The organism is Streptomyces sp. NPDC058619, assembly GCF_042717785.1.
Classification (GTDB): Bacteria; Actinomycetota; Actinomycetes; order Streptomycetales; family Streptomycetaceae; genus Streptomyces.
Genome location: NZ_JBHXQN010000001.1, coordinates 361,489 through 378,449, shown reverse-complemented (window position 1 = coordinate 378,449; position 16,961 = coordinate 361,489). Strand labels below are relative to the sequence as shown.

The 16,961-nt window shown below is 73.5% G+C and carries 16 protein-coding genes; 9 read left to right on the top strand and 7 right to left on the bottom strand.

The features are described 5' to 3' along the window. Window positions 1-2 precede the first annotated feature (2 nt). The gene (locus tag ACFWTC_RS01840) at window positions 3-1,763 is read left to right on the top strand and encodes an AMP-dependent synthetase/ligase (protein ID WP_383921008.1); all 1,761 of its coding nucleotides are present in this window, start codon (window positions 3-5) and stop codon (window positions 1,761-1,763) included. Between the two features lie 70 nt (window positions 1,764-1,833). Here ACFWTC_RS01840 and ACFWTC_RS01835 read toward each other — a convergent pair whose 3' ends face one another. After that, window positions 1,834-2,232: a hypothetical protein gene (locus tag ACFWTC_RS01835; protein WP_383921010.1), complete on the bottom strand. Its 399-nt coding sequence runs from the start codon at window positions 2,230-2,232 to the stop codon at window positions 1,834-1,836. Window positions 2,233-2,495: 263 nt separating this feature from the next. Between ACFWTC_RS01835 and ACFWTC_RS01830 the strand changes: the two genes are divergently transcribed. After that, entirely contained in the window at window positions 2,496-4,244 is a 1,749-nt protein-coding gene (locus ACFWTC_RS01830) for a hypothetical protein (protein ID WP_383921013.1), read from the top strand. 225 nt (window positions 4,245-4,469) lie between these two features. Here the strand turns inward: ACFWTC_RS01830 and ACFWTC_RS01825 are convergent, their stop codons facing one another. Then, window positions 4,470-4,673 (bottom strand): cold-shock protein, encoded by a 204-nt coding sequence (locus ACFWTC_RS01825; RefSeq protein ID WP_267724031.1) that lies wholly within the window; start codon window positions 4,671-4,673, stop codon window positions 4,470-4,472. Between the two features lie 237 nt (window positions 4,674-4,910). Between ACFWTC_RS01825 and ACFWTC_RS01820 the strand changes: the two genes are divergently transcribed. The 4 genes from ACFWTC_RS01820 to ACFWTC_RS01805 all read left to right on the top strand — a co-directional run bounded on the left by ACFWTC_RS01820 (window position 4,911) and on the right by ACFWTC_RS01805 (window position 9,691). Further along, entirely contained in the window at window positions 4,911-5,768 is an 858-nt protein-coding gene (locus ACFWTC_RS01820) for a menaquinone biosynthetic enzyme MqnA/MqnD family protein (protein WP_383926033.1), read from the top strand. A 220-nt stretch (window positions 5,769-5,988) separates the two neighbouring features. Continuing rightward, window positions 5,989-7,761, top strand: a complete 1,773-nt coding sequence (locus ACFWTC_RS01815; protein WP_384025816.1) for a serine/threonine-protein kinase — start codon at window positions 5,989-5,991, stop codon at window positions 7,759-7,761. A gap of 72 nt (window positions 7,762-7,833) precedes the next feature. After that, window positions 7,834-9,033 (top strand): cyclic dehypoxanthinyl futalosine synthase, encoded by a 1,200-nt coding sequence (mqnC, locus tag ACFWTC_RS01810; protein ID WP_383926027.1) that lies wholly within the window; start codon window positions 7,834-7,836, stop codon window positions 9,031-9,033. Between the two features lie 7 nt (window positions 9,034-9,040). After that, complete coding sequence (locus ACFWTC_RS01805) at window positions 9,041-9,691, top strand: hypothetical protein (protein ID WP_383926024.1); 651 nt, start codon at window positions 9,041-9,043, stop codon at window positions 9,689-9,691. 46 nt (window positions 9,692-9,737) lie between these two features. On the opposite strand, the gene ACFWTC_RS01800 is transcribed toward ACFWTC_RS01805, so the two are convergent. Together ACFWTC_RS01800 and ACFWTC_RS01795 are read right to left on the bottom strand one after the other, a co-directional pair. After that, complete coding sequence (locus ACFWTC_RS01800; protein WP_383926022.1) at window positions 9,738-10,121, bottom strand: response regulator transcription factor; 384 nt, start codon at window positions 10,119-10,121, stop codon at window positions 9,738-9,740. Window positions 10,122-10,173: 52 nt separating this feature from the next. After that, complete coding sequence (locus ACFWTC_RS01795) at window positions 10,174-11,103, bottom strand: DUF3152 domain-containing protein (protein WP_383926020.1); 930 nt, start codon at window positions 11,101-11,103, stop codon at window positions 10,174-10,176. A gap of 334 nt (window positions 11,104-11,437) precedes the next feature. On the opposite strand from ACFWTC_RS01795, the gene ACFWTC_RS01790 reads away from it, so the two are divergent. Further along, on the top strand, window positions 11,438-12,130 hold the full coding sequence (locus ACFWTC_RS01790) for a demethylmenaquinone methyltransferase (protein WP_383926017.1): 693 nt from the start codon (window positions 11,438-11,440) through the stop codon (window positions 12,128-12,130). A 7-nt stretch (window positions 12,131-12,137) separates the two neighbouring features. Continuing rightward, a complete protein-coding gene (locus tag ACFWTC_RS01785) occupies window positions 12,138-13,049 on the top strand; it encodes a glutaminase (protein WP_383926015.1) in 912 nt (303 codons plus the stop codon). 75 nt (window positions 13,050-13,124) lie between these two features. Here the strand turns inward: ACFWTC_RS01785 and ACFWTC_RS01780 are convergent, their stop codons facing one another. Next, a complete protein-coding gene (locus tag ACFWTC_RS01780) occupies window positions 13,125-13,655 on the bottom strand; it encodes a GNAT family N-acetyltransferase (protein WP_383926013.1) in 531 nt (176 codons plus the stop codon). 97 nt (window positions 13,656-13,752) lie between these two features. Between ACFWTC_RS01780 and ACFWTC_RS01775 the strand changes: the two genes are divergently transcribed. Further along, complete coding sequence (locus ACFWTC_RS01775) at window positions 13,753-15,036, top strand: geranylgeranyl reductase family protein (RefSeq protein WP_384025819.1); 1,284 nt, start codon at window positions 13,753-13,755, stop codon at window positions 15,034-15,036. Between the two features lie 130 nt (window positions 15,037-15,166). Here ACFWTC_RS01775 and ACFWTC_RS01770 read toward each other — a convergent pair whose 3' ends face one another. After that, complete coding sequence (locus tag ACFWTC_RS01770) at window positions 15,167-15,418, bottom strand: hypothetical protein (RefSeq protein WP_383926007.1); 252 nt, start codon at window positions 15,416-15,418, stop codon at window positions 15,167-15,169. 246 nt (window positions 15,419-15,664) lie between these two features. Then, window positions 15,665-16,549: a C40 family peptidase gene (locus ACFWTC_RS01765; protein ID WP_383926005.1), complete on the bottom strand. Its 885-nt coding sequence runs from the start codon at window positions 16,547-16,549 to the stop codon at window positions 15,665-15,667. Window positions 16,550-16,961 lie beyond the last annotated feature (412 nt).

Sequence of the window (16,961 nt, the reverse complement as noted above, 5' to 3'; positions counted from 1 at the left end):
CGATGGACGGTCGGCCCAGCACACTGGCGGAGTTCACCCGGTGGACCGGGGAGCGGTACGGCTCCGGGACCGCCCTGCGGTTCCGGCCGCGGACGGACCCGGGCGAGGGCGCGGCCGCGGAGGCCCGCGGCGGGTGGCAGACCCGTACGTACGCCGAACTGGACGCGGAGGTACGGGCCGTCGGGTGCGCGCTCCTCGGGCTGGGGGTCGCCGCCGGGGAGCGGGTCGCGGTCCTGGCGCAGACGCGGCCGCAGTGGACGTACACGCACTTCGGGGTGATGGCGGCGGGCGCCGTCCTCGTGCCGGTCTACCCCACGGCAGGGGAGGAGGAGCTGGCCTGGGTGCTGTCGGACTCCGAGGCGGTCGCGGTGGTCTGCGACGACGCGGCGCAGCGCGAGCGGGTCGAGGCACTGCGGGGGAAGCTGCCGGCGCTGCGGGCGGTGGTGCTCATGGACGCGCTGCCCGGCCTGGACCGGGCCCCGGAGGCCGCCCTGCTGGCGCGGTCGGCCGCCGTCACTCCGGAGGCGGACGCGTCGATCGTCTACACCTCCGGCACGACCGGACTGCCGAAGGGCTGCCGGCTGACCCACGGCAACCTCGGCGCCGTCCAGGACGCGACGCTCCCTCTGGTCAGGGGCGGCCCGGGGGACTCGACGTACCTGTACCTGCCGCTGGCGCACCTGCTGGCCCAGCTGATCCAGTTCACGACGCTGCTGGAGGGCGGGGAGCTCTGCTACTTCGGCGGCCGGATCGAGGACGTGCTCGCGGAGCTGGGAGCCGTACGGCCCACCCACCTGCCCTCCGTGCCCCGGCTGTTCGAGAAGCTGCACACGGTGGTGCTGTCCCTGGCGGAGGCCCGCGAGGGCGGCCGGGAGAGCTTCGAGGAGGCGGTGCGGATCGGCGTGCTCGCGGCGGAGAACCGGCTGCCCGAGTCGCTCCGGGCGGCGCACGAGGCGGCCGAGGAGTCCCTGTACTCCCTCGTCCGGGGCGCGTTCGGCGGCCGCCTGAAATGGGCGCTGACCGGCGGCGCCCCGATCGCGCCGGCGACGCTGGACTTCCTGCGGGCGTGCGGGATCGCCGTGTTCGAGGGGTACGGGATGACGGAGTCGGGCGGGGTCATCTCCCTCAACCACCCGGACGCGGTGCGGTACGGGACGGTGGGCCGGCCGGTCGCTGGCTGCGAGGTGCGGATCGGGGAGGACGGCGAGGTCCTCGCGCGGGGGCCGATGGTCTTCCCCGGCTACCACGCGAACCCGAAGGCCACGGCCGAGACCGTCGACCCGGAGGGCTGGCTGCACACGGGGGACCTCGGCGAGCTGGACGGGGACGGCTTCCTGCGCATCACCGGCCGCAAGAAGGAACTGGTCATCACCTCGGCGGGGAAGAACCTCACCCCGACGGAGGTCGAGTTCGCCGTCCAGCGCTCCCGCTACGTCTCCCGGGCGGTGATGATCGGCGACCGCCGCCCGCACCCGGTCGCCCTGATCACCCTGGACGCGGAGGAGATCACGGCCTGGGCCGCCCGCGAAGGCCTCGACCCGGGACCCGACCCGGCCGCCCACCCCGCGGTTCGCGCCCTGGTGGAAGCGGCGGTCGAGCAGGCCAACGCCACGGTCTCGCGCCCGGCCCGCATCCGGGCCTTCCACATCCTCCCGGAGGAGTTCTCGATCGCGGCCGGCACCCTCACCCCGACCCTCAAGCTCCGCCGCGCGGCGGTCGCCCAGCGGTACGCCCGGGAGATCGAGGGGCTGTACACGCAGTGAGCGCAGACGAGGGGCGGACGGGGTCAGGGGCGGAGGTACTCAGGGCGGAGGTGCTCGGGGGCGGAGGTGCTCAGGGGCGGGGCCAGTTCTTGGTGGAGTCCTCCAGACGGGCCAGCTCCGCCGCGTGGGCGCTCAGGCGGGTGGCGGTGCTGCTCGAGGTGTAGAGGACCGTGCCGACGACGGCGAAGGGGAGGGAGAGGAGGGTGAGCGCGAGGAGCCCGCCCAGGTCCCGCTCGGCTTCGCAGGACCCGCCCTCGGCCTCGGCGTAGGTCTCGGGCTGCCGCCCGTCCCCGGCGTCGTAGAACACCCGGGACTCGCAGTCCTGGTCGGAGGGCCCGGCGAACGGGAGCAGCAGCTGCGCGGCGACCCAGAGCCAGACGCCCGACGCCGCGGCGAGCAGGCCGAAGCCCCAGGCGAGCCGGCGGGCGGCCTTCTCGCGGAAGTCCCGGTCGTACACCAGTGCGCTCATGCGCCCGAAGCTAGCAGCGGCTCCCGGCCGGGGCGGCGGGGGGCGGCGCGGGGCGGGGGTGAAAACGGATCACGCAGGGCAATCCGGGCGGCTGGTCCGGGCCTTGGGCCACCCGTCCGTAAGGTTCCGGCGAAGCCGAGACGAATGGTGCGTCACATCTGCCGGGGGGACGGCGAGTCGCTGTCGAATACCTGATAGACAGTGGATATTCACGGCCCGACCGGCCGTACACCTTTGACGGCTCCTGGGGGGATCGCCGCACTGTGAAGCCGCTTCACCGTCACTTCGTCAACACCTCGCGCAAGGTCCTGTGCACGGCCGCCCTCGCGGCCAGTCTCACCACCGCAGCGGTCGTGAGCACCCCGTCGACCGCCGATGCGGGCGAGTCCGAGCCGACGCCGGACAGTCCCCAGGCCGCCGACCGAGGCGACGCGCGGCTGGACCTGCCCGGGGAGGTCGCCGACCCGCAGGTGCCCGCGGGCGCCGCGACGCAGGAGGGGGCCAACGGGATACCCGCCACCGCCCTCGACGCCTACCAGCGCGCCGGGCTGTCGGTGGCCGCCGCGCTGCCCAACTGCAAGCTGCCCTGGGAACTGCTCGCCGGCATAGGCCGGGTCGAGTCCGTGCACGCCTCCGGCTACGGCCTCAAGACCGACGGCTACACCGAGAAGCCGATCCGCGGCCCGCGCCTCGACGGCAACGGCTTCGCCGAGATCCGCGACACCGACCGGGGCGAGTGGGACGCGGACGTCGTGTACGACCGCGCCATCGGCCCGATGCAGTTCATCCCGTCCACCTGGCGGATCTGGGGAGCCGACGGCAACGGCGACGCCAAGCGCGACCCCAACAACCTCTACGACGCGGCGCTCGGCGCCGGGCTCTACCTGTGCGCCGGCGACAAGGACCTGACGAACGCCGCCAAGCTCGACCAGGCGATCCTCAGCTACAACAACTCGCGCGAGTACGTGAACACGGTGCTCGGCCACATGCGCCAGTACCAGACCGGCGGCGCCGCCGGGGTCCCCAACCCGCCCGCCGGGAACTACCCGACCACGCCGCCCGGCACCCTGCCCACCCCGCCGCCCCGGACCTCCCCGCCGGTGGTCGTCACCCCGTCGGCGCCGGTCAGGCCGACGACCCCGCCGGTGAAGCCCACGACCCCGCCGGTGACGCAGCCCGAGAAGCCCGTACCGCCCGCCGCGCCGCACCTGGCCGAGCTGACGATGCTGGGCGGCGCGGGCCTCAAGGCTGAGACCGGAGCGGCCTTCGCCGAGGTCCCGAAGGTGAAGGTGGCCCTCAGCGACGGCAAGCCCGCCGTCGGCCAGGACGTCGTTTTCACGGTCGAGTCGGACACCACCGGCGGCACCGCCTTCCCGAAGGCCCCCGTCGACTCCCTCGTGGTCAAGACGGACGCGTCGGGCATCGCGACCGCCCCCGGCCTCAAGGCGGGCGCCAAGCCCGGCACGTTCACCCTGCGGGCCTCCGCCTACGACAAGGTCGGCAGGCTCTCGGTCGGGTTCACCGGCACGGTCACGGCGAAGCCGGTCGTGGACCTGCTGGCCCGCCCGGCAGGGTCGAAGCCGCTGACGGCGGTCGCCGGCAAGAGCTTCAAGGGGGTCGAGCTCCTCGCCACGGCGCAGGGCAAGCCGCTCGCCGTGAGCGGAGTCCTCGCCGAACTGGTGGAGAAGAAGGACGGCGCGTGGGTCCCGGTGGACCCGGCGACGGCGAAGGGCCCGTACTTCAAGGGCGCCAAGGAGGGGGAGAAGGTCACCCGCCTGAAGCTTCCCGCGACCGGCGCCGACGGGAAGATCGTCCTGCCGGAGCTGTTCACGGCCGCGGACCTCGCCCCGGGCACCTACCACCTCCGCCTGACCACCCCGGGCGAGGTCACCCTGGTCCTGGACTTCGAGGTGACCGCCGCCGGGGCGACCACCCCGCCGGCGGGCCCGCCGACCACTGCGCCGACGGACCCGGCGAAGGGTCCGGCGAAGGCTCCGGCCAAGACCGCCTGACCCCCGATCGGCCGCCGCCCCCGCGAGGGCCGCGGCCGAACCGGGCCGGCACGCACGTACGGCTGTGGGCCCCGGCACCGGGAGAACGGTGCCGGGGCCCACAGCCGTACCCGCCCCCCCGCCCACCCGGGAGGGGAAAGGCAGGAGCCCCGCCGCTCTGCTCGCGCAGAGGGACGGGGCTCCTTGGGTACTGCTTTCCAACCGCGATGAGGTTGGCCCAGGCGACTAGGCCGGGGTGACGTTCTCCGCCTGCGGGCCCTTCGGACCCTGCGTGACGTCGAAGTTCACCGCCTGGTTCTCTTCCAGGGAGCGGAAGCCAGCGGCATTGATCGCGGAGTAGTGGACGAAGACATCCGGGCCGCCGCCGTCCTGGGCGATGAAGCCGAAGCCCTTTTCAGCGTTGAACCACTTGACGGTTCCGGTAGCCATGAGCCCTCCTATGGGCCAAAGGGTCGCCCTGCTCCAGAACCTGCTAAGAAGTCTGAAAACTACAAAAGCCTGCGGGTCACATTCTCCGCAGGCCTCGTACTGCAAGGGAAACCAAACTGCAACTTGCGACGAGCCTAGCACGCACCCTCGGGCCAGGACCAGAGGGAAAGATCACGTCACCCGGACGTTTGAGACCCGCCGGAACGCTGACGTGATGAGGGGGGCTAGTCTCGCGATGTGGACGTCTATCGCAGCCGGCCCCGCGTCGGCCACATTCAGTTCCTGAACTGCCTGCCCCTCTACTGGGGGCTGGCCAGAACCGGCACGCTGCTGGACCTGGAGCTGACCAAGGACACCCCGGAGAAGCTGAGCGAGCGCCTCGTCGCGGGCGAGCTCGACATCGCCCCCATCACCCTCGTGGAGTTCCTCCGCAACGCCGACCAGCTCGTCGCCTTCCCCGACCTCGCGGTCGGCTGCGACGGGCCCGTGATGTCCTGCGTGATCGTCTCGCAGGTGCCGCTGGAGCAGCTCGACCGCGCCCGCGTCGCACTCGGTTCGACCTCCCGGACCTCCGTACGCCTCGCCCAGCTGCTGCTCACCGAGCAGTACGGGGTCCGGCCCGACTACTACACCTGCCCCCCCGACCTGGGGCTGATGATGCAGGAGGCCGACGCCGCGGTGCTGATCGGCGACGCCGCCCTGCGAGCCTCCCTGCACGACGCCCCCCGGCTCGGCCTGGCCGTGCACGACCTGGGGCAGATGTGGAAGGAGTGGACCGGGCTGCCGTTCGTCTTCGCCGTCTGGGCCGCCCGCAAGGACTACCTGGCCCGCGAGCCCCTCGTCGTCGAGAAGGTCCACGAGGCCTTCCTCGCCTCCCGGGACGTGTCCCTGGAGGAGGTCGCCAAGGTCGCCGAGCAGGCGGCCCGCTGGGAGGCCTTCGACGCCGACCTCCTGGAGCGGTACTTCACCACCCTGGACTTCCGCTTCGGACCCGACCAGTTGGCCGGAGTACGGGAATTCGCGCGGCGTACCGGACCCACGACGGGCTACCCGGCCGATGTCGCCGTGGAGTTGCTGAACACCGTCCGCCTGTAGTCCCCATAGGCGCGGGCGGGCGAATGCCCAGTTTCCCGGGAATTCCCTCCCTTTTCGCATTCCGGGCGTCCGACGGGAATGCGAAAGGGAATGCGGCCCGGGAAGATCGGCGCCGCGGGAAGGCCCGGACCAGGAGCCGCCGCGCCCCCGAAGCCCTAAGGTGCTGAAGGGCCGGACCGTGCGGCGGGCCCGGTCCGGGAACTCGGGGGAGGGGGACGCGATGCAGCCGCTCGAAGCCGGCGAACCGCGGACCATCGGCGCCTACCGGCTGCTCGGCCGGCTCGGCGCGGGTGGCATGGGCCGGGTCTACCTGGGGCGCAGCGCCGGCGGCCGGACCGTCGCCGTGAAGGTCGTGCACCCGCACTTCGCCGCCGACGAGGAGTTCCGGGCCCGGTTCCGCCGCGAGGTCGAGGCCGCCCGGCGGGTGGGCGGCGAGTGGACCGCGCCCGTCCTGGACGCGGACCCCGGAGCGGCCGTGCCGTGGGTGGCGACCGGATACGTGGCCGGGCCCTCCCTGGACCGGGCGCTGGCCTCGTACCGGCCGCTGCCCGAGCCCTCGGTACGGGCGCTCGGCGCCGGTCTCGCCCGGGCCCTGGTCGCCGTACACGGGCTGGGCCTCGTCCACCGGGACGTGAAGCCCTCCAACGTGATGCTGACCCTCGACGGGCCGCGGCTCATCGACTTCGGGATCGCCCGCGCCACCGACGGGACGGCCTCCCTCACCTCCACCGGGGTCTCCATCGGCTCGCCCGGCTACATGTCGCCCGAGCAGATCCTCGGCAAGGGGATCACCGGCGCGGCCGACGTCTTCTCGCTCGGCGCGGTGCTGGCCTTCGCGGCGACCGGGCGGCCGCCCTTCACCGGGGACAACTCCGCCACCCTCCTCTACAAGGTCGTCCACGAGCCGCCCGAGCTGGGCGACGTCCCCGCCGGGCAGCTCCGCGAGCTGATCGGCGCCTGCCTGGCCAAGGCGGCCGCCGACCGGCCCGCCCCCGAGGACGTCGCGGCGGCACTCGGCGACGCCCCGGGCACCCCGGGCTGGCTCCCGGGACCCCTCGTCGAGGCGGCCAGCCGGGCCGCGGTGGCCCTGCTCGACCTCGACGCGACGGCGCCCGAACACCCCTCGGGGCCGGTGCCCTTCACCACCCCCTCCTACGGCGGCGCGGCCGCCCCCGGTGCCGGCTTCGGGGCGCCGGACCCCTCGTACGGGGACCCCTACGGACCGGCCGGGACCGGCTCCGGGCCGCATCCGGCGACGCCGGGCCCGTACGGACGGCCCGACCCGGGACCCGCCGGCTCCGCCGGGCCCGCCGCGGCCGCGGCGGCGGGCGTGCCCGGTCCCCGGAGCGCGCCCGACGGGCGGCAGCTCAGCGTGACCGCCGCCGGACGGCGGTTCAGCTGCACCGTGGTGCTCGCCGCGGCCGCCGTCCTGGCGGCTGTCTCCGGCGGCCTGTACGGGCTCGGCCTGCTGCCCGGCGGCGACGGCGGGGGACGCGACGTGGCCGGCGACACCCGCCCCTCCGCCTCCCTGACGCCCGCCCCGGCGGGCAGCGCGCCGGCCACCCCGCGCGCGAGCGACAGCCCGGGCGCGAGCACCGGCCCGACGGCGAGCGGCCGGCCGCCCGCGGGAACCCGCGACGACGTCCCCCAGGAACTCGTCGGCACGTGGAAGGGCACGGTCACCACCAAGCGGGGGGCTCCCGTCGAGTTCGAGATCACCATCCGGGCCGGCCGGACCGGCAGCGTCGTCGGCCGGGACAAGTCCGTCGTCCCGCTCCTGGGCACCGACTGCAGCGGGGACTGGAAGCTGGCCTCCGCCACCGACCGCTCCCTCGTCCTGGACACCTCGGGCGGCCCCAACCCGGCCCCCGGCATCTGCTCGGGCGGCTCCGCCGACGAGCGCTTCACCCTCGGCCCGGGCGGAACGCTGCACTACCGATCGGGGGACACGGCGGCCGGGAACCCCGAGGGGGATCTCACCCGAAGCCCCTGACCGGCCCGCGGCGGCGCTGGCGTAGGCTGGATCGGTCCGGACCTTGACACACCGCCGAAAGGTGACGCACCGGTGACCGACCAGGCCGCTCTCCAGTCTGTCCTCGACCGCGCCGCCGCGGGGGGCCGGATCACCCGGGAAGAGGCGCTCGACCTCTACCGCCACGCGCCGCTGCACGCACTCGGCCAGGCCGCCGACGCCGTGCGCCGCCGCCGCTACGCCGGTACCGAGCACATCGCGACGTACATCATCGAGCGGAACATCAACTACACGAACGTGTGCGTCACCGCGTGCAAGTTCTGCGCCTTCTACGCGGCCCCCAAGGACGCGAAGAAGGGCTGGTCCCGCGACCTCGACGACATCCTGCGCCGCTGCGCGGAGACCGTCGAACTCGGCGGCACCCAGATCATGTTCCAGGGCGGGCACCACCCGGACTACGGCGTCGAGTACTACGAAGAGCACTTCGCCGCCATCAAGAAGGACTTCCCGCAGCTGGTCATCCACTCCCTCGGCGCGTCCGAGGTCGAGCACATGGCCCGCATCTCCGGCGTCTCCGCCGAGGAGGCCATCGCCCGCATCCACGCGGCCGGCCTCGACTCCTTCGCGGGCGCCGGCGCCGAGCTGCTGCCGGAGCGCCCGCGGACCGCGATCGCCCCGCTCAAGGAGTCCGGCGAGCGCTGGCTGGAGATCATGGAGATCGCCCACCGGCTCGGCGTGGAGTCCACCTCCACCATGCTGATGGGCACCGGCGAGACCAACGCCGAGCGCATCGAGCACATCGCGATGATCCGGGACACCCAGGACCGTACGGGCGGCTTCCGCGCCTTCATCCCGTACACCTACCAGCCCGAGAACAACCGGCTCAAGGGCCGCACGCAGGCGACGATCTTCGAGTACCTGCGCATGATCGCGATCGCGCGCCTCTTCCTCGACAACATCGCCCACATCCAGGGCTCCTGGCTGACCGTCGGCAAGGAGGCGGGCCAGCTCTCGCTGCACTACGGCGCCGACGACCTCGGCTCGATCATGCTGGAGGAGAACGTCGTCTCCTCGGCCGGTGCCAAGCACCGCTCCAACCGCCAGGAGATCATCGACCTGATCCGCAAGGCGGGCCGCACCCCGGCGCAGCGCGCGACCACGTACGAGCACCTGCTGGTGCACGACGACCCGGCGAACGACCCGGCCGACGACCGCGTGGTGTCCCACATCTCCTCCACCGCCCTCGAAGGCGGCACGGCGCATCCCGAGCTGAAGCTCATCTCGACGAACTGACCGCGCCGTGCTGACGCTCCACACCGCCGAACTCCTCGTCCCCGGACCGGGATCCGCCCCCGTGCCCGGCGGCGCGGTCCTCGTCGAAGGGGACCGGATCGCCCGCACGGGGCCGTACGCGGACCTCGCCGCGGCCCACCCGCACGCCCGCTGCCGGCGCTGGCCCGGGGTGCTCACCCCGGGGCTGCTGGTCCGCGGCGCGGACGAGCTACTGGAGCGCACGTACTACCCGGACGACCCGTACGAGGTCGCCGAACTCGGCACGGAACCGGTCACGGGCGAGGCCGCGCTGGCCGGGCTGAAGATGACCGAGGCGCGGTGGGGCCACAGCGCCCGGCGCGGTACGCAGAAACTGCTCGCGCGCGGGGTCACGGCCGTCACCGGCCGCTTCGCGATCGCGGCGGTGCGCACGGCCGTGGTCCGCTCGGGGCTCACGGTCCTGCCCCCGGCGGCGGCGCCGGCCGAAGTCCCCGCGTCCCTGGACCCGTTCGCCGGGCGGGGCTCCGCCGAGGAGGCGTTCCACGGGGTGCTGGAGCCGGGCGCCCCGGCCCGGTTCGCGGTCTTCGCGGCCGCGGATCCGGCGGAGCTGCTGGAGCGGGGCGCGACCAGCTGCGTGGCCACGGTCATCGGGGGACGGCTGCTGCACCGCCGTCGCTGAGCGGGGGGAAGCCGGGGCCGTGCGGCCCGTCACCCGGCGACCCCGGTCAGCCCGGCAGCTCCACGGTCGGCGCGGTCACGACCACCGGGTCAGGGGCCGCCGGGGCCGTTTCCGGCAGGCCCGCTTCCGGCGGGTCCGTTCGCGGCGGTTCGGGCTCCGGTGGGGCCGAGCGCAGGTCCTCGCGGGCGAGGGCCGCCAGCAGGCAGGCCTGGAGGCGGCTGATCCCGCCCAGCTTCGCCCGTATGTTCACCACGTGGAACTTGACCGTGCTGACGGACAGCCGCAGCCCGACCGCGAGCTCCGCGTTGGAGGCGCCGGTGGCCAGGCACAGGAACACGGCCGACTCCTGCTCGGTCAGCTGGGCCCGGGGCCGCGCCGGCTCGCCGTGCGGGGGGAACCAGGCGGGGACGCTGAAGCTGACGACGCGCACGGTTTTCACTCCTCGGCCCCCGGCCGGCCCATCCGGTGGCCGGCCCTCCCGGTTATGGGACGCTCGGGCCCGACAGATAGGTTCCGCCGGCACTGTACGGCCAGGCATTGGCCGTACAGCCCTGGAGCCCCTTGATCTGCTGCATCATCGCGGGCGCGGGCTGCCCGGCCCCCGGGCAGCCCTCGTGGCCGCGGCCGATCTCGTGCCCGACCTCGTGGTTCACGATGAGTGCCCGGTACTCCTCGACCGGGCCGTCGAACTGCGGCGATCCCTCCTGCCAGCGCTTGAGGTTCACCACGACGGTGTGCCCGGCCCGGCAGTTGGTCTCGCCGATCAGCTCGGGGGTGACCACCTCGCACAGCCGGTCGGTGGTCGTCGGCGTGGCGATCTTGACGGTGAAGTCGACCGGCTGGCCCGCCCCGACCAGCTGGAAGGCGTAGGCCGGGTCCTTGGTCCAGCCGCGCGGGTCGCCGAGGATCTTCTCCACGGCGCGGGCGGCCGCGTCCGGATCGAGGCCGCTGTTCTCCTCCACCTCGATCCGCCAGCGCAGCGCGGTCCCCGTGCCCTGGGGCTGCCCGGAGGCGGCGGAGGGCTTGAACGTGCCCGGGCCGGAGGCCGGGACGGCCGCGGTCGACGGGGCGGCGGTCGTCGGCGCGGTGGACGGCTTGGTCACCACCGGGGCCTGCGCCGAGGGCGCGGCGGAGGAGCGCTCGGGCACGGGGGCCGCCTTGCCGCCCTGCGGGGCGGCCGCTCCGGACCCGTCCGCGGGGCTCTCCCCGGCCTCCGGCGTACGGGCGGCGACGGCCGGCTTGTCAAAGACCCCGGCGGAGTCCTCCCCGGGCACCATCGCGTAGCCGGTCGCGGAGACCGCGAGGAGCGCCGCTGAGCCGAGGATCGTACGCCGCAGCCGCGTCCGCCGCTGTGCCCGGCGCCGGGCGCGCGGGCCGAGGGGGGATCGACCGGTGGAATGGCCTGCCGGCATCGTGAAGCCCTTTGCTCGGCGGCCGCTGCCGGACCGGCCGCCACGGGGGGCCACGGTCCGGAGGTGACCCTCACCGGGCCGCACCCGGCCAGTCAACGCGGCCGCGGGCCATCGGCGTAACTGGCCTTCGGGCCAGTTGTGTGGTTGGGACTCGGTGTGGGCGGGTATACCGGGTGGCCGTCGCGGAGGGCAGGTGCCGCCGCTCCACCCCGTGCGGCCCGGCCGCCCCACGCCGCCCCGGGAGCCCCGGTCGAGCCGCCGCGTCCGGGGGAGCCGCGGCCTGAGAGGATGGGCCCGTACCCGATCCGCTTTCCACACCGAGGGGCGAACACCAGTGACTAGGGCTTCCCTGGACAAGCAGCCGCACGAAGTCGCCTCCATGTTCGACGGGGTCGCGGCGAACTACGACCTCACCAACGACGTCCTCTCGCTCGGCCAGGCCCGGCTGTGGCGCAAGGAGGTCGCCAAGGCGGTCGGCGCGCGCCCCGGGCAGAAGGTCCTCGACCTCGCCGCGGGCACCGCGACCTCCTCGCTGCCCTTCGCCGCGACCGGTGCGTACGTCGTCCCCTGCGACTTCTCCCTCGGCATGCTCCGCGAGGGCAAGAAGCGCAACCCCTGGCTGCCGCTGACCGCGGGCGACGCGACGAAGCTGCCGTTCAAGGACGACACCTTCGACACCGTCACGATCTCCTTCGGCCTGCGCAACGTCCAGGACACCGACGCCGCCCTGCGCGAGCTGTACCGGGTGACCAAGCCCGGCGGCAAGGTCGTCATCTGCGAGTTCTCCCAGCCGACCTGGGCACCCTTGCGCACGGTGTACACCGAGTACCTGATGAGGGCCCTGCCGCCCGTGGCCCGCGCCGTGTCCTCCAACCCCGACGCGTACGTGTACCTCGCCGAGTCCATCCGGGAATGGCCCGACCAGCCCGCGCTGGCCGCCCTGCTGCAGAAGGCCGGCTGGTCCAAGGCCGCCTGGCGCAACCTGAGCGGCGGGATCGTCGCGCTGCACCGCGGCACCAAGGACTGAAACTGCCGTGGACTACCAAACGCTGCTGGAACAGGTCGCGGCGGACATCGCCCCGCTGATCGGCAGCGGAACGCCCGCCGAGTACATCCCGGCGCTCGCGTCCGTGGACCCCGCACAGTTCGGGATGGCCATCGTCGACCTCGACGGCAACGTCCACGGGGTGGGCGACTGGCAGGTCCCCTTCTCCACCCAGTCGATCACCAAGGTCTTCGCGCTCGCCCTCGCCCTGGCCGAGGGCGGCGTCAGCCTGTGGGAGCGGGTGGGACGGGAGCCGTCCGGCAACCCGTTCAACTCCCTCGTGCAGCTGGAGTACGAGAACGGCATCCCGCGCAACCCGTTCATCAACGCGGGCGCCCTCGTCGTCACCGACCGGCTGCAGACCCTGACCGGCGACGCGAGCAGCGAACTGCTCGACTTCCTTCGCGAGGAGAGCGGCAACCCCGACATAGGCTTCGACGCCGAGGTCGCGGCCTCGGAGCAGGCGCACGGCGACCGCAACGCCGCCGTCGCGCACTTCATGGCCTCGTACGGGAACATCGACAACCCGGTGCCCGCCCTGCTGGAGCACTACTTCTGGCAGTGCTCCATCGAGATGAGCTGCGCCGACCTGGCCCGCGCCGGCCGCTTCCTGGCCCGGCACGGCCTGCGCGCGGACGGCTCCCGGCTGCTGACGCGCAGCGAGGCCAAGCAGATCAACGCCGTCATGCTGACCTGCGGGACCTATGACGCGGCGGGCGAGTTCGCCTACCGGGTCGGGCTGCCCGGCAAGAGCGGGGTCGGCGGCGGCATCGTCGCGGTCGTCCCCGGACAGTGCACCGTCGCCGTGTGGAGCCCCGGGCTGGACGCCCAGGGCAACTCGGTCGCGGGCGTGGCGGCCCTGGACCGGTTCACCACCCTGACGGGCCTGTCGGTCTTCTGACCGCCGCCGCGGGCCGCGGGCCGGCGTGGGCACGGCCGCGGCACGGCGCCCCGGCCGGGTCGGCGGCGGTCGCGGTCAGCTTCCGGACAGCGTCAGCTCGTAGCGTCGGCCGTGGCGCACGCCGCCCGGGAGCAGGAAGCGCTCCGCCAGGGTCATGCCGAGCCGCTCCGCCACCGCGATCGACCGCTGGTTCTCGTCGTTGATCATCGCGACGACGTGCGGGACGCCCACCGCGCGGACCCGCTCCACGGTGGCCAGCGCGGCGGCGTACGCGTACCCCTTGCCCCACGCGGAGCGGCCCAGCCGCCAGCCGATCTCGATCTCCCCGACCGGTCCCCACTCCTTCTCCCGGGGCCACGGCTGCGCGCCGGTGAAGCCGATCACCGCGCCGTCCGTGTCGAGCAGGGTCCACAGGCAGTGGCCGAGCTGCGCGTCGTGCATGCGCTGGCGCGCGGTGAACTCCTCGTACAGGGACAGTTCGGCGGGCCCGCCGAGGAATTCCATCACCTCCGGATCGTCGAAGACCCGGTGCCAGGCACGCGCGTCCTCGTCGGTGGGCACGCGCAGCTGCACGGCGGGAAGCGGCCGGGTCGGCGAGGTGGTCATCGGAGGCACCCTTCGGATCGCGATCTCTCTCGCTGCATAGACTGCACATGTCCGGTGCCGTTGGGCACCCTTTATCGAGCCTTCGGGAGACCCCGCAGTGACCGAGCCCCTCTCCGAACACTCCGCGGACGTGATCGTCGTCGGGGCCGGGCCCGCCGGCTCGACCACCGCGTACTACCTCGCCAAGGCCGGATTGGACGTCCTGCTCCTGGAGAAGACCGCGTTCCCCCGCGAGAAGGTGTGCGGTGACGGGCTGACCCCGCGCGCCACCAAGCAGCTGGTCTCCATGGGCATCGACATCTCCGAGGAAGCCGGCTGGCTGCGCAACAAGGGCCTGCGGATCATCGGCGGCGGCCAGCGCCTCCAGCTGGACTGGCCGGAACTCGCCTCCTACCCGGACTACGGACTCGTGCGCAAGCGCGACGACTTCGACGAGACCCTGGCCCGCCAGGCCCAGAAGGCCGGCGCCCGGCTCTACGAGCGCTGCAACGTCGGAGAGCCGGTGCGCGACCCGCGCACCGGCCACATCATCGGCGTGCAGGCGAAGCTCGGCGAGGAGAAGACCCCGGTCACCTTCAGCGCCCCGCTGGTCGTCGCGGCCGACGGCAACTCCTCCCGGCTGTCCCTCGCGATGGGCCTGCACCGGCGCGAGGACCGCCCGATGGGCGTCGCCGTGCGGACGTACTTCACCTCGCCCCGGCACGACGACGACTACCTGGAGTCCTGGCTGGAGCTGTGGGACCGGCGCGGCGCGCAGGACCGGCTGCTGCCCGGTTACGGCTGGATCTTCGGCATGGGCGACGGCACCTCCAACGTCGGCCTCGGCATCCTCAACTCCTCCTCCGCCTTCAAGGAGCTGGACTGGCGCGAGGTCCTCAAGGCCTGGTGCGCGTCCATGCCCGAGGACTGGGGCTACACCTTGGAGAACATGACGCAGCCGATCCGCGGCGCGGCCCTGCCGATGGCGTTCAACCGGCAGCCGCACTACACCAAGGGCCTGCTGCTCGTCGGTGACGCGGGCGGGCTCGTCAACCCGTTCAACGGCGAGGGCATCGCCTACGCGATGGAGTCGGGCCAGATCGCGGCCGACGTCATCGTGCAGGCACACTCCCGCGCCACCCCGGCGCTGCGCGAGCTCACCCTGCACAGCTACCCGAAGGTCCTCAAGGAGACGTACGGCGGCTACTACACGCTGGGCCGCGCCTTCGTGAAGCTGATCGGCAACCCGAAGGTCATGAAGGTCGCCACCCAGCGCGGCCTGACCCACCCGGTGCTCATGCGGTTCACGCTGAAGATGCTGGCCAACCTGACCGACCCGACGGGCGGCGACGCGATGGACCGCATCATCAACGGGCTCTCGAAGGTGGCCCCGAAGGCCTGACGCGGGCGCGGGGTACGGCCGGTCCTGCGCGGCGGGCCGCGGCGGGGTCTCCCCGGGCGCGGCCCGTTTCGCCGTACCGGGGGCCGTACGGGCCCTCGTACGGGCCGTACGGGCCGCTGCACGGGCCGTCCTACGGCCCCCCGGCGGCGTCCCCGGCGCGGTGCACCGCGCGCACGCAGCGCGTCAGCAGCACCAGCCCGCACAGCAGGAGCACCGCCGAGGCGCTCCAGCCGAGGCCGAGGGACAGCGCGTTCCCGGGCTTCTGCCAGGGGCGGGCGGTGCCCAGCAGCAAGCCGCCGACGGCGAGGAGGCCGAGCCCGGACGCGGCCGGGACGGCGGTGGGGTCGCCGCCGCGGGGGTACGCGTGCGGTCGAGCGCTCACGGGACCACCACCTCCAGGGTCGGGGCGGGTCCGACGGGACGGACGCGCCGCCGCCATCTTCGCAGGGCACCGGGCGGCGCGGCACGGGCCGTCCGCCGGGCGAGCGCCCAGCGGTCGGTGCGGCGCGGCACGTCCCGCTCCGCAGGGCGGCGGCCTCGGTCGCCTGAGGACGCCGAAGGGCCGGCGCTCCACCCCCGAGCGGGGGAGCACCGGCCCTTCCTGACGCTCCGGAGACCGGAGAGCGGCTCAGAGGACGCGCACGGCGCCCGTCGGCTTGTCGTAGCTCATGGAGCGCTCGACGATGCCGGTGCTGGAGTTCTGCGCGCCGACGAACTTGCCGCCGCCGACGTAGACGGCGACGTGGTACGCGCTGCCCTTGGAGCCCCAGTACAGGATGTCGCCCGGCTGCAGGGCGCTCAGGGACACCGAGGTGCCGGCCGAGGACTGCTGCTGGGACATGCGCGGCAGGGTGATGCCGGCCTGGCGGTAGGCGGCCTGGACGAGACCGGAGCAGTCGAACGACGACGGGCCGGTGCCGCCCCGCACGTACGCCTTGCCGACCTGCGCGCGGGCGAAGTTCACGATGGACGCGGCGGAACCGGTGGCCGGCGCGGTGACGGTGCCCTTGCCCTGGGTGGGGGCGGTGCTGGAGTCGGAGCCCGAAGCGGACTTCGAGCCCGAGCCGGAGTCGGACGCCGAGGCGGTCGCCAGCGTGGAGCGGGCGGAGCTCCGGTTGGCGCGGTCGGCCGCTTCCTTGCGGTCGGCCTCCTGCTTCGCCTTCTTCTCGGCGTCGGCCTTCTGCTGGGCGTCTTCCTTGGCCTTCTTCGCCTCGGCGGCGGCGCCGGTGCGGGCGCTCTCCTCCTGGGCGGTCAGTTCGCCCTCGACGGCGGCCAGACGGGTGTTCTCGGCCGCGACGGTGACGGCCGAGGAGGCGTCGGCGCCGAGGTCCAGGTTGAGGACCGGCATCTCGAGCGTCGTCTCGGCCACGGGCTCTGCGGTCGGCGACGCGCTCGCGGTTCCGGCCATGGCCAGGGTGCTGAGGACGCCACCGGCTACTCCGGCGCGGACCGCGAGCTTCGAGGCGCTGCGGCGGGGCTTCCGGTGGCTGGGTATGTGAGCGGTGTGGGACATGAGGACAAGCGCTATCAGGGCGTCAGGGGTCCCTTCAAGAAACGTGGTCTGCGCCACAGTTGTGCGCGAAGGGGGCTAACCGGGCGCGTCGAGCCTCTTATTGACGCAGTAACGGGCTAATCGGACACACCGTCACAACCCTGTGATCATGTGGTTTCTGCATTAAGTCCGAATTGATCCACGGCCTACCATTCCGCCGGACAGTTGGCCAAGCCCCATTTCGGAAGCGCCAATTCACCGTGATGCAGGTCACAGTGACGTCACGCTGTGCGGACGCCGTGGCCCCGCTGTGACCCGGCCGTGAAGGCGTCGCGTGGTTCGTGAACGGATGCACGTGCGCGGGAGTCCGTTCTGTCCGGCTTGCACCCCGCGTCCACCTCGGTACGCGGACGGTCCCCCGGTCGGGGGAGGC

Bases quoted from the DNA above. Each gene is read 5' to 3' on its own strand.
- ACFWTC_RS01825 (WP_267724031.1), bottom strand. From the start codon at position 4,673: ATGGCTACCGGAACCGTCAAGTGGTTCAACGCTGAAAAGGGCTTCGGC.
- ACFWTC_RS01765 (WP_383926005.1), bottom strand. From the start codon at position 16,549: ATGTCCCACACCGCTCACATACCCAGCCACCGGAAGCCCCGCCGCAGC.
- ACFWTC_RS01780 (WP_383926013.1), bottom strand. From the start codon at position 13,655: ATGACCACCTCGCCGACCCGGCCGCTTCCCGCCGTGCAGCTGCGCGTG.
- ACFWTC_RS01815 (WP_384025816.1), top strand. From the start codon at position 5,989: ATGCAGCCGCTCGAAGCCGGCGAACCGCGGACCATCGGCGCCTACCGG.
- ACFWTC_RS01795 (WP_383926020.1), bottom strand. From the start codon at position 11,103: ATGCCGGCAGGCCATTCCACCGGTCGATCCCCCCTCGGCCCGCGCGCC.
- ACFWTC_RS01840 (WP_383921008.1), top strand. From the start codon at position 3: ATGGACGGTCGGCCCAGCACACTGGCGGAGTTCACCCGGTGGACCGGG.
- ACFWTC_RS01835 (WP_383921010.1), bottom strand. From the start codon at position 2,232: ATGAGCGCACTGGTGTACGACCGGGACTTCCGCGAGAAGGCCGCCCGC.